This is a genomic window from Candidatus Chlorohelix sp. (assembly GCF_037138995.1).
In the GTDB taxonomy this organism is placed as follows: Bacteria; Chloroflexota; Chloroflexia; order Chloroheliales; family Chloroheliaceae; genus Chlorohelix.
The window spans coordinates 21,263-33,689 of the sequence record NZ_JBAXHI010000012.1 but is presented as its reverse complement, the minus strand read 5'-3'; the positions used below and the strand labels follow the sequence as shown (position 1 = coordinate 33,689).

Sequence of the window (12,427 nt, the reverse complement as noted above, 5' to 3'; positions counted from 1 at the left end):
CATTACTGAGTTTTGTTTGACTGTAAAATTGTACGGGGGCGGGAAGCAATCGCATCTTCCAAGCCCCTTTTTTATTATTTATACTGGTGGTTCGCACGTACTCCGGTACCGAAGCCGAGTTTTTTATTATCAGCGTGATCCATCGAGCAAACGTTGGCGCGGCATCGCTTGTTGATGATATGCTCCATCAACTCTGCTTTGAACTCTGGAATCTTGAGCATATTGCGGATTGGCAGTGGAGCTGCTTGTCCTAGCCCACAGATTGAGTGTTCAATGACTAGATCGGAGATTTGGAGCATTTTTTCCACATCTTCTTCTTTGCCATCGCCACTTTTGATACGCCAGAGCATTTCGGTTAGCCCTTCGTTGCCAATACGACAAGGGACGCATTTACCGCAACTTTCGTCACGATTATAGCGAAGCACATAGTACGCCGCGTCCACTAGGCACTGCTGGTCGGTATAGGCAGTGAAGCTACCGCTACCCAACAAACAATCCCATTTGCCAAAGGCATCAATATCAAATGGTATATTGAACATAGAAGGGGGGAAGCAACCGCCCGATACCGAACCAGTTTGCACCGCTCTGATTGGATGCTTAGGGTCTGACGAACCGCCGCCAACGATGTTAATCGAGTCGGAGATAGGACCACCGAAAGGCACTTCAGCCAGACACTGCCGTTTGAAAGGACCAGAGAGCATGATTAGCTTAGTACCTTTGCTTTTTTCGCTACCAAAACCGGCATACCACGCGCCGCCCCTCAGAATGATTTCCGGCACGTTGTTGAAGGATTCCACGTTGTTAACGGTGGTAGGCTGCGCCCACAAACCTGCTTCGTAAGAACGAGGCGGTTTTACACGGGGCATACCACGTAAGCCCTGAATACCGTAGAGCATGGCGCTTGCTTCGCCGGAGATATAGCAACCTGCCGCGATAATTACCTTTACATCGCAGCTAAAGCTACTACCCAGAATGTTTTTACCTAGGAAACCTGCTTTGCGAGCTTGTTCTACTGCAATGCCGATACGCTTGAAGGATAGAGGGTGTTCTGAACCTACATAGATATAGGCATCACCGGTTCCGGCAGCGTAGCATCCTAGCAGTAACCCTTCGAGGATGGAGTGTGGGTCTCCTTCAAATAAGCGGCGATCCTTGAATACGTTTGGTTCGCCTTCATGCCCGTTTACCACGACATATTTTGGCATGCGTGTTTCATCGTGAGTTGATTGCCATTTGGTACCGACTGAAAAACCTGCACCACCACGTCCACGCAATTTGGAGGCTTTAACTTCGTCAATGACCTTTTGCGGATCCATATCGAGTAACGCTTTTTCCAGCGATTTGTAGCCGCCGATTGCGATATAATCCTCGATGTCTTCGGGGTCAATAAAACCAAGGTTGCGCCCAGAGATGCGATGTTGTAACTTGCCCCATTCGGTGCGACCAATTGGCAGGATGCCTCGCCACTCTTCATCAGGGGCTTTTGCCCAAGCGAAATCAGGGTAGTGATATGGGTCATTTGAAACCCACCCTAGCGACCAATTAGCGCAGGGGTCATCGCCTAGTACAAATCTGGTGAGCAATTCACCCGCTCGTTTGGTATCTACGAATCCGTAAAGGACACGCGGGCTGCCGGGCTTGCTGATGAAAACGGTAGGGTCAGCCCACATAGCGCCGAAACTACCTACCATTTTGACCACTACGTTTTGTAGCCCGCGACTGGCAATTTCCTTTTTGAAATACTCATATGTCTGTTTGGCGCCTGAAAGAATCGAACCGCCATCCATCATGACCTGAATGACGGTGTTATTTTCAAAAAGCGCCTTACGCTGTCCAGCCAAACGGGCTTGCAGCTCATGAAATTGTTGGCGGTTCATTTATTAGATGCGCTCCTCTAGTGATGATGCTCTTTAAATTTGCCTGTATTGATATCATCAATCAATTGGCTTAGCTTTTCAGCAGTCACATTCCCGTAAACCGTGTGGTCAATTTCTACTATCGGCATCAGGTTGCATGCCCCAAAGCACCAGTTAGCCCGCTCAACTGTCCACTTTCCGTCTGGTGTGACTTCGGTATGTTCGATACCAAGTTTTTCCTTGACGAGTTTTGCCAGACCTTTCGATCCACACATATAGCAGGCAATGCCTTCACATAGCAAGATGCGATGTTCGGCTTTTTGGAGAACTTTAAAGTCAGTGTAGAAGGTAGCTACCCCGTAGATTTCAGGAAGGGTAAGGTCAAGCCGCTGACTGATTAGGGCTGCAATCGGCGCTGGAATGTAGCCATATTCGTGCTGAAAATCCTGAAGAACCGGAATTAAAGCTTCGCGTTTGATATCCCACGAATCATACTTATCCAGTATAGCATTAGCTTTGGCAAGCTCTATACTACTACTGCCGCCGCCATTGTTCAAAACTGTGAGAGACAACACCACACCTCCAAAGGAAAGGAATTGGTTTTATTTATTTGGTGATTATGCATGGGGTTTTACTTCCACGCTATGGGAACATTTTAAGCAGATATATGCGTGCCAAGAAAAGGCGCTCACGTAAAAAAATTAAGCGTGCCTGTTTCTCCATTTTCACTTCACGTATTATAGCACAAATTGGAAAATGCTTTGTGAAAAATTTGGTTAGTTTACCGTTTGTAATATGCTTATCAGCAAATCAATTTTTTCCTGACGGGTTTTTCCTGAGAGTTGTTGCGGAAAGTCACGAACCGTTTCAGGGCTTAATCCGAAATTAAATAGGGTTGTTTGGTTGGTATCAAGCTCTTTATCGGATACTTGCGCTTTTACTCTCGGCGTTGCAGGATTTTCTGCCAATGATTCTGGATTTTTGTTCCCCAAAAGTCCGCTGATTGCTTGAGCCAGCGTTTTGACCGAACTTAACAAGATGGCATGGGGTGTTTCATTTGATGTAGGGCTAGATAAGGCTATTACTGCCAATACCGCTTGTTTTACCCGCCCATACTCATAATCGGGAGCGTCTTCTAGTTCAGTAGCAGTTGTTGCGTTCGCGTATTTATTTTCCAATCGTTGGTATAGATAGTTTGAAGCCCAATCCAGTACAGGCTGAGCTTCTTTGTCAGTCAGGTCGGAGCGTAGCATTTCATCTTCATATACTCGCTCGACCACTCGTTGAATCTCCGAGTCGAAATCTTCTCTGCTTTTCATTTGCTTAAATTAAGCCCTTATAAAAGCCGCCATCCACTTGTAAGGATACTCCGGTGATATAACTAGCTCGTTCGCTTGCCAGAAAAGCAACGGTTGCGCCAAACTCTTCAGGTTTAGCCATGCGCCCTATTGGAATAGAGCGTTCAATTTCACTGCGTATATCTTCTTCGGTGCGGTTTTCTCGCTTGGCTCGCGCTTTCTGAATATCCAGAATGCGGTTGGTGGCAGTCCAGCCCGGTAATACACAATTGACTGTAATATTGTGCTTTGCCAGCTCGTTTGAAAGTGTTTTTGCCAGTCCGGTTACGCCCGCTCTGACCGAATTGGAGAGTACAAAGCCATCAAGGGGCTGTTTTACCGACATCGAGGTAATATTAATGATGCGTCCCCCGCCTGTTTTTTTCATGTGTGGTAATACTTCGCGGGTTATGCGAACCGCGCTCAACAGGTTAAGTTCGATAGCTTTAGCCCATTCTTCATCGTTGAACGACTCGAATGCGCCGGTTGGTGGTCCACCCGCGTTGTTGACCAAAATATCTATCTGCCCGAATCGTGCTACTGTTTTGTTAATTAGACTCTCTATGTCTGAAGCTTTAGTGACATCAGCCGGAACCGCCAGTATTTCAACGCCAGTTGCTGCGCTGATTTCCTGTGCTGCTGCCAGCAAGCGGGACTCGTTGCGAGCGCACAGGCTCAGCTTAGCCCCTTCTTTTGCCAGTTCCAGCGCAACTGCTTTGCCAAGCCCGCTGCTAGATGCAACTACAAGCGCCACTTTGCCTTTTATTCCAAAGTCCATACTTTTATCTCCCTATAATTATATGGCAGGGCTTGGCGTTATTTGAGGTATTTGCTTACAACTTCTGCTACAGCACGTGCCATAAATTTGCGGTCTGCCATAGATAGAGCATTAACCCGTACCATATTTGTATCTACGCCCGGATGCGCTTCTTCAAATTCTTGGATAGCTTCGGGAATGAATTCAAAAAGCTCACTTTCGTGTTCTTTCATCCAGTCGTTTAATTCTTTTTCCAACTGTTGGGCATCCATAATATATTTCTCCTAATTGAAAATAACGTTAGGTTGTGTTCGTAATCTTAACCTTTAGGAATAACTTTGTAAAGCCCAAATAGTTTTAGGGCGAAAATACAAGCAATAAGAAACGGCAACTTTGCACGCTTCTTTAGGATAATCCAACCTTTTTTATTCATTAGAAGGAATAGGTTGTACAGTTGCAAGTTTGGGAAGTGAAGATGGTTGTTCAGGTTCTTCTTTGATGGCACTTTTCCAACGTCCGCTCTTGAAACGCCATACCACCATTATTGATAGTACAACCGAGTCCAAGCCCATAGCCAGACGCGCTCCATATAAGCCTAATCCGATTAGTTCGATAAATATATACCCTAGGATAAAGCGTACTCCACAGGATGAAACTATCCGCGCGTACATCGGGTAGCGGGTGTCGCCTGCGCCGCGTAGCACGCCGATGAAGATAAAGACGGTTGCTAGCAACGGGTCAACCATCCCTGCAATGCGTAGAGGATTAGTAGCGGCTTCGATTACATTGGGGTCGTTTACTAGGATACTCAGGAAAAATTGTGGGAATAGTACAAAGGTGATACCCATAATGGTCATAAAAACCAGCCCCAATTGGTAAGAGGTGATGGCATAGCGTTCTGCTAGGTCAGGACGATTTGCCCCTAGGCATTGCCCTACTAGCACTGTAGCGGCTATTCCAAAGCCTAGACCGGGTAAAAAAGCTATGCTATCAATACTGATTATGGCGTTATGGGCGGCATAATTGGTAGTTCCCAACCCAACCACTATGCGGGCGAAGAAGAAAATGCCGAATTGGAAGGCGAGTTGCTCTCCCAGAGTAGGTAGCCCAATCTTGAGCATAGAAAGAATTGTGGTTGCCTCAAATTTAACCCCGAAAGGAATATAAAGAGCCTCTGTATTTCCCGGTCGGGGCGCTTTATACAAGCGGTATGCTACTACCAATCCTCCCACCGTCCAAGCGGTAGCTGCTGCCGTAGCTGCTCCTCTAATGCCCATTATGGGGAAGCCGAGGTTGCCGTTTACCAATAGAGCCGAACCAGCGATATTTATGCCATTCACTAGCAACATAATTAGTAATGGGGTACGGGTATCGCCCGTTCCGCGCAAACAGGCGTTGCCGATTGTCATAAGCGCCCACAGCGGCATTCCTAAAGCAGCGGTTTCAAGATATATAGCGCCAATTTGCCCGACATTTCCGCTGGCACCGAAAGCTTGGATAAGATGACTTGCAGAAAAGTGAAAAATTATTGCTACGATAATGCCCGTAATCAGCCCGACTGCCATCGCTTGCCGCCCTATGTGAGCAGCGTGTTTTATATCATGTGCGCCGTAAGCGCGTGCTACCAGTGTGGTAGCGGGAATGCTCACTGCGCTGAATATTACGAAAGACACCCAAGTAAAGAAGGTTGCCAAAGCGGCAGCGGTCAATGCTTCGGCGCTTCCATATCCAAGCTGACTAACCGCTGTTGCGGTCAAATGCCCCACGAAAAACACATCGGATAACCCTACCAAAAGGTTCAGGCATTGTTCTCCGATAGTGGGCCAAGCCAAACTCCAAACCTGCTTGCGCAACCTGTTTGGAGTTATTTCCCCTTCAAATACTATTTCTTTCTTTGCGTTGGTTCTGCTCATTCTTCAACGCACTTTCCTTGATAGATTATTTCCCATAGTAAAAATTCAAACATTAAGCTGCTGTCATGTCAATTGGTAATTTGGCGGTAATAATAAAATAAGACTTTTCATACTTCATTGAAAGGTCTAGTTAAAAATTATTCGATGTGATTAAAGAGTAATATTGAAGACAAAAAAAGAGGCTGCACGGTTTAGGTGCAACCTCTCAGAATTTTCGAACTATTGCGGCAATAGCAGCGCGTCACCGGGTTTAGCATCCCCTGTAGTGCTTAGCCCTGTTAACTTCAGGATTTCAGCTGCGGCTACTTTGTATTGTTGGGCGATACTGTCAACTGTTTCGCCTGCTTTAAGTACCACTGCTCTGCCCCTAAAATTAGGCTGATTAACCGGTATCACAAGCTTTGTGTTGGCGAATATTCCGTAATATGGAGCCGTGCCGCTGATTAACGGAATGTTAGAGCCAACTGCCGCCGGGTTGCTGTTGGCAGCGGCTATAGCCTCAATCGAGGTATTATATTGTTTCGCTATATTGGTCAGGTTGTCCCCGCTTACAATCGCCCTGATAATTGGTCTGGGTGATGCTGGAGCTTGTGCCGCGGTAGTAACAACAGGAGCGGTAGTAGTAACAACGGGCGCTACGGTGGTAGTTGCCGGAGCCGCTGTTGTAGCAACTGCCGTGGTAGTTACAGGAGCAGCGGTAGTAGTAACGAAAGAAGCCGTAGTGGCTACACTGGTAGGCAGTGTAGTTGCCATTTCGGTAGTAACGCTATCACCACTGTTGTAAGCTACCATCTGATTACGGTTGCGATATGACAAAACTGCTGCAATAAGAATAAACGCCACGATTAACGTGATTAATATCAGCAATAATCTGCGCCGCTGCTTATTCTGGCGTTCTTTGCCACTGCGGTCAAGACTGGTTGCAGCCCCGCCTCCAAAAGTTTGTAGCCGCGGTTTTTCTTTCTTCTTGCTGCGCCCGCCTATTTCAGCCCTTAAAGAATCCAAACCGGGTTCTTCATAAGCTCCTTTGGGGCGTTGGCTATAGCTTGGAGGAGTAATTATCGGCGGCATATCTTCATCTGTCGCAGAGTAATCAACATGCAAGGCTGGAATGCTAAAAGCAGGTGAGGTATCCTTGCTGGCGTAATTTGACTCTGCCACATCCTCTGCTTGAATCGGCAACTGGTTGCTAAACGGCGGTATAGCAGCAGAACTGGGTGGTTGGTGAAATGAGACAGTAGGCATGCCAGATGGCATATTGCTCAAATCTATCCGAGAAGTTTGGCTGGTTTGAATATTGTCAAGGTTTTGGGATTGGTTTTCTGAATATGTGTTACTCATTCCAAGCCCGGAAACTAATTCTTGTTCACCAACTCTAAGGTTATCTTGCTCGGTGGTTTCTGGCGCTTGTGCAGAAGTTTCGGCGATTTTGCCAGTTTCCTGAGCTTCCTCATCTAACCGGGCTTTGATTCGCTCGATACCACGCTGCGCTTTTGCATTGTTCGGATTGATGCCCAGCACTCGCTGTAAGCAAACAAATCCTTCCGAAAGGTCATCTGTGGTTGCGGCTCGATACAGCCAACCATGTTCATTATTTGGGTCAAGGTTGACTACGTTGCAGAAAAGGTTGTAGGCTTCCTCGCGCTTTCCCTCTTTCGCAGCCTTAAAACCCTGCACTAACAGAGCATTAATATCGTTTGCGCTCGTTTCTGTCACTTTCTGCCCCCCCCATATGCGCCTAGAAAAGTGGCACTCTTAGAGTTATTATTCATTAATCTTTAGCGAAAGTTCTCTTTGATTTGGCAAACCGTTAACTTAACATATCATGATTATTACCATTATATCATATTATGTCTAGGGGGTTATTTAATATGTTTATAACAAGGTTTAAGCCGTTATAATACGGTAAAATTTTTACTGGGAAAGTGCGTTCTGACAATTACGATTTGTAAATAGAACGCTTCTCAGTAACCTAATACCTCTAATATTTAAGCACCTCTGTTGATAGTGATGTGGGCTGATGACAAGTGCGTTCCAGCGAAAGAGGCGTACTGCCCTTCCAGCTTATATCTGTGAAGGGCAAGACCTTGATTATTTTTTGACATTGAACAGGAAGTTTACGATGTCGCCATCTTGCATAATGTAGGTTTTGCCTTCGCTGCGGTACACTCCCAACCGCTTCGCTTCAGTCATGCTCCCGGCTTTTATCAAATCGTCATAGCTAACGATTTCACCGCGAATAAAACCCTTTTCGATGTCGCTGTGGATTTCCCCTGCTGCTTGTACTGCTGGGGTGTTTTTCCGAATAGTCCACGCACGCACCTCATCTGCTCCGGCGGTTAGGAAGGAAATCAAGCCGAGCAAATCGTAAGATGCTTTGATAATTCTATCTAAGCTGCTTTCTTTAATGCCCAACTCTTCCATAAACATCTCGGCTTCTTCGGGTTCAAGTTGGCTGACTTCCATTTCAATCTTGCCGCGCAAGGCTTCAACTCCACTTTGTTTGTGTTTGCTTGCCAGCGTCCGCAATTCTGCCAATAGTTGGTCAGCCCCGCTTACCTTTTCTTCGCCTAGGTTCAGAATGGTAAGTAACGGTTTCTGGCTCAAAAATTGATAGCCGCGAATCACTTTTAGCTCGTCTTCATTCAAATCCAAATCCCGAATCGGGATTTCATTTGAAAGCGATTCGTTCAAGCGCACCATAATTTCCTGCTCAAAAACATAGGCATCGCGCTCAGGACCAGACTTGAATTTCTTGATATTTTCTTCCAGCTTAATCAGGCGTTTCTCGATAATACTAAGGTCGCTGAAAGCTAGTTCCAAATCCATCGTTTCAATATCGCGGATAGGGTCAACCTTGCCGGAGGGATGCGGTATGTTGGTGTCCTCGAAAGCCCGTACCACATGAACCAGCGCTTGTACCTTCTGGATATAGTTCAAGCCGGGAAGGGCTTGCCCTTGTTTGGTAGCGCCGGGGTTCATACCTGCTACGTCGGTATATTCAACTGTGGCGTAGGTGGTTTTTTTGGGGATGAACATTTCGGTTAGCACTTCCAGCCGTTTGTCCGGCACTTTTACAGTGCCGAGGTTGGGAGTTGCTGCCGACCCGTATGCGCTGGTTTCGGCATGTCCATGCGTAAGAATGTTAAAAACGGTAGTTTTGCCGCTTTTACTGAAGCCTATAATACCTAAAGTAAGTGCCATATATCTCCAAAATAAGAAATCGGCTAGTTGCCGTTGTTTCCGCTTAATTGTCGGTAAAGCTCACCTAGGAAGCTTTCCACATCGGTAACGATACCAAGTGCCTGATTACTGCCGCGATCTGCCAATTTGGTTACTACGGTGGGATTTATATCCACACAGACCAAGCGTACTCGCGCTGGTAACAGGTTGCCCACCGCGATGCTGTGTAGCATCGTAGATACCATAAGGGTGATTTCCACCCCTTCGAGATGTTCGCGCATAACATCCTGCGCCACCAGCACATCGGTAATTACTTCCGGTAAGGGACCATCATCGCGGATAGAGCCGCACAGCACAAACGGAATATTGTGTTTGGTACAGGTGTACATTATCCCGCTCTTTAATACACCCTGTGCAACTGCCTGAGCAATGCTGCCATAATAGCGAATGGTGTTGATGGCTTTCAGGTGGTGTTGATGCCCATGTTCGGCATTCAACCCGCTAGATAGCGATACTCCCAATGATGTGCCGTAGAGGGCGGTTTCAATGTCGTGTACTCCTAGCGCGTTTCCTGCAAACAAAACATCCACAAAGCCCATTTCGATTAGGCGACTCACGTATTTGGCTGAGCCTGTGTGCGCGATTGCTGGACCACCTACCAGCAGGATTTTTCCTCCTCGCGCTTTTACATTCTTGATTTCTTCTACCAACCCGTTTATAGCCAGTTCTTTGGGTTTTTCGCTACTGACCGCACTATTCATAAAGCCAAAGATTTCACGTTGGCGTTCGCGTTCCAATACTTCCAGCCTGATACCGGAATGCCCCACCGCCAATAAATCGCCCTTTTTAACTTTGGTCATAGGGATGCATTCGGCGGTTCCCTTTTCGGGATAGTAAATAATGCCGCAATCCATCTCGGTTTTATCTACCGGCAACCAGATGCCCTTTATGCGAATGTGAGTTTGCAGGTTGGTGGTAGCGTAAAAATCGAGGGGGAATACCCCATCACGAGGAACAGGCTCGAATTTGGCATCGGCATCGGAAAGAATAGCTGCGCCGAGTCGTTGCGCTACCAGAAGCGCCTCTTCCAGAATCTTATCTGTAGTGGCAATGATACGCATACGGCAATAGCTGGTTTCGGTTTTGTTGCGCCCTAACTCGAACTCCTCAACCTCGTAGTTTCCGCCGAGATCCATAATGCCGTCCATCAACTGCGGCAAAATCAGGCTGTCAACTATATGCCCGCGTAGTTCAATGGTTTGCTGGTAAAGCTGCTGAGTCATAATTCTCCTCACCTATGGTTGGTTAAGCTCTGCTGATTATAGCGGTTTGGGCAGGAAAAGTACAGAAAAAATACAAGCCCTCGGACTAGTTGAATGATATTTTTTGGCTCTTCTCGTTTATTTTTTCCTGCGAAAATGCTATATTACTCATCAGACTGAATTCTCCTTAACTGTAGAAAGAATCATTAATGCACATACTACTAACCAATGATGACGGTATTGATAGTCAGGGCTTGCGTGCTAACTATGATGCACTGGTGAAAATCCCCGGTGTACAAGTTTCAGTGATTGCGCCCGACCATAACTGGAGCGTGAGCGGTCATAATAAAACAATGGATCGCCCACTACGAGTGCGCGAGGTGAAATGGTGGGGCGGTAGCAGCATCGCTTTTTCTACCGATGGCACGCCCGCTGACTGTGTGAGCATCGCCAGTCTCGGCTTCCTCGAAACTCCGCCAGATTTGGTGGTAAGCGGTATCAATACCGGACCAAATTTGGGCGATGATGTTACCTACAGTGGTACGGTGGCGGCAGCGATGGAAGCGCATATCGCCGGATTTGCCGCTATTGCTGTTTCGCTAGATGCCTATTCCAACTGGCATTTTGAAACCGCTTCAAATTTTATTGCCGATTTGGTGATGCGTTTTCAGAGCGGTGCGCTCAAGCTAAAACCGGATAACTTTTGGAATATCAATGTGCCGAATTTGCTGCCTGAACAGATAAAAGGCGTGACGCTAACCCGACAGGGGAGGCGCATCTATACTGACGAATTGCACAAACGCACCGACCCGCGAGGCAGCGCTTACTATTGGATTGGCGGAGAGCGTCCCGGCGGTATTCCTGGCGAAGGTACTGATATTGAAGCGATAACGCAGGGTAAAATCTCGATTACTCCCTTGATGCTGGATTTGACCAATTATAAGGCGTTGGAAGAAATGCAAGGTTGGAAGATTTAAGAGAGGAGCGGTGCAATGGAGTACCGAAATGTGCTGCTGCAAATCGAAGGGGCGCGTGCCGATATAATCATCAACCGCCCGGAACGGCGCAATGCCCTTAATTCTGCCACTATCTCCGAATTGGTAGCAGCATTTGAAGAATGTCGCGATAATCAGGCGGTGCGAGTGGTGGTGTTGAGTGGCGCGGGCGACAAGGCATTCTGTGCAGGCGCAGATTTGGCGGAAACTCAGCAGAGCATGAGCGAATACATCCGTTGGAAAGGGCGCGAACCTTTCATCTACTTGTGGGAGTTGCTGGGCAAACTCGGCAAACCTATCATCGCGCAGGTACAGGGCGCGGCATTGGCTGGTGGCATGGGTTTGGCGGTCAATTGCGATTTCGTAATCGCAGGTGAGCAAGCACGTTTCGGTACGCCTGAAATCAATGTTGGCATGTTTCCCATGATGATTTCGGCGATTCTCATTCGCAATCTTGGGCGCAAGAAAGCTATTGACTTGATGCTAACCGGGCGGCAGATTGACGCGCACGAAGCCGAACGCATCGGCGTAGCGACTCGTGTGGTGGCGCAAGAGCAACTAAAACAGGAAGTTGATGCGCTGGCAACAGAACTGGCAGCGAAAAGCCCTGCCATCATGAAGTTGGGCAAGGACGCGCTCTACAATGCTAGTGACTTGCCTTTTGAGCAATCGCTAGATTACTTGAGTTCTATGCTGTCTCTGTGCATCCTCACCGAAGATTCCAGAGAAGGGTTGACGGCTTTCCTTGAAAAGCGCAAACCGATTTGGAAAGGTCAATAAACGTCTATGAGCGGCATCCCCGCCGCTCTGTTTAAAATTCCTCATGTTCTAAAACAATGGTTCTACAATTTAATGTGAAAATATTAACGCTAACCAAATTGAGCTTGTACATTATAATTTGACAAGCTTGAACTGTGTGTAATTTTATTTATTGAGCTAATTAATTGTGTTGGCTTCAGCATGTGTTGGTTTTCAGGTTCAAATATATAAATATTATTGTCACAATTATATTTATAGAGATTTATAAAATAGTACAAAAGAAAGCCCTATATTTCTGAAATACTATGGTAATTTTGTAAAATTTGAGATATTATAATAATAAGTATAGTCGTTTTAGAAACGGC

At 46.7% G+C, this 12,427-nt stretch carries 11 protein-coding genes; 2 read left to right on the top strand and 9 right to left on the bottom strand.

Going from position 1 to position 12,427, the window contains the following annotated elements; translation table 11 throughout:
* Window positions 1–74 precede the first annotated feature (74 nt).
* The 9 genes from WCK19_RS07770 to WCK19_RS07730 form a co-directional block, all read right to left on the bottom strand.
* On the bottom strand, window positions 75–1,877 hold the full coding sequence (locus WCK19_RS07770; protein ID WP_342396806.1) for an NADH-ubiquinone oxidoreductase-F iron-sulfur binding region domain-containing protein: 1,803 nt from the start codon (window positions 1,875–1,877) through the stop codon (window positions 75–77).
* 17 nt (window positions 1,878–1,894) lie between these two features.
* Window positions 1,895–2,428, bottom strand: a complete 534-nt coding sequence (locus WCK19_RS07765; protein WP_342396805.1) for an NAD(P)H-dependent oxidoreductase subunit E — start codon at window positions 2,426–2,428, stop codon at window positions 1,895–1,897.
* A 204-nt stretch (window positions 2,429–2,632) separates the two neighbouring features.
* Window positions 2,633–3,175: a hypothetical protein gene (locus tag WCK19_RS07760; RefSeq protein ID WP_342396804.1), complete on the bottom strand. Its 543-nt coding sequence runs from the start codon at window positions 3,173–3,175 to the stop codon at window positions 2,633–2,635.
* Window positions 3,176–3,179: 4 nt separating this feature from the next.
* Window positions 3,180–3,971: an SDR family oxidoreductase gene (locus WCK19_RS07755; protein WP_342396803.1), complete on the bottom strand. Its 792-nt coding sequence runs from the start codon at window positions 3,969–3,971 to the stop codon at window positions 3,180–3,182.
* A 38-nt stretch (window positions 3,972–4,009) separates the two neighbouring features.
* Window positions 4,010–4,222, bottom strand: a complete 213-nt coding sequence (locus WCK19_RS07750) for a hypothetical protein (RefSeq protein WP_342396802.1) — start codon at window positions 4,220–4,222, stop codon at window positions 4,010–4,012.
* 153 nt (window positions 4,223–4,375) lie between these two features.
* Complete coding sequence (locus WCK19_RS07745) at window positions 4,376–5,863, bottom strand: MATE family efflux transporter (protein WP_342396801.1); 1,488 nt, start codon at window positions 5,861–5,863, stop codon at window positions 4,376–4,378.
* Window positions 5,864–6,082: 219 nt separating this feature from the next.
* Entirely contained in the window at window positions 6,083–7,579 is a 1,497-nt protein-coding gene (locus WCK19_RS07740; RefSeq protein WP_342396800.1) for a LysM domain-containing protein, read from the bottom strand.
* Between the two features lie 375 nt (window positions 7,580–7,954).
* Complete coding sequence (gene ychF, locus WCK19_RS07735; RefSeq protein WP_342396799.1) at window positions 7,955–9,067, bottom strand: redox-regulated ATPase YchF; 1,113 nt, start codon at window positions 9,065–9,067, stop codon at window positions 7,955–7,957.
* Between the two features lie 23 nt (window positions 9,068–9,090).
* The gene (locus tag WCK19_RS07730; protein WP_342396798.1) at window positions 9,091–10,329 is read right to left on the bottom strand and encodes a TIGR00300 family protein; all 1,239 of its coding nucleotides are present in this window, start codon (window positions 10,327–10,329) and stop codon (window positions 9,091–9,093) included.
* A 188-nt stretch (window positions 10,330–10,517) separates the two neighbouring features.
* Between WCK19_RS07730 and surE the strand changes: the two genes are divergently transcribed.
* Both surE and WCK19_RS07720 read left to right on the top strand, forming a co-directional pair.
* On the top strand, window positions 10,518–11,285 hold the full coding sequence (gene surE, locus WCK19_RS07725; protein ID WP_342396797.1) for a 5'/3'-nucleotidase SurE: 768 nt from the start codon (window positions 10,518–10,520) through the stop codon (window positions 11,283–11,285).
* A gap of 15 nt (window positions 11,286–11,300) precedes the next feature.
* Window positions 11,301–12,083 (top strand): enoyl-CoA hydratase-related protein, encoded by a 783-nt coding sequence (locus tag WCK19_RS07720; RefSeq protein WP_342396796.1) that lies wholly within the window; start codon window positions 11,301–11,303, stop codon window positions 12,081–12,083.
* Window positions 12,084–12,427 lie beyond the last annotated feature (344 nt).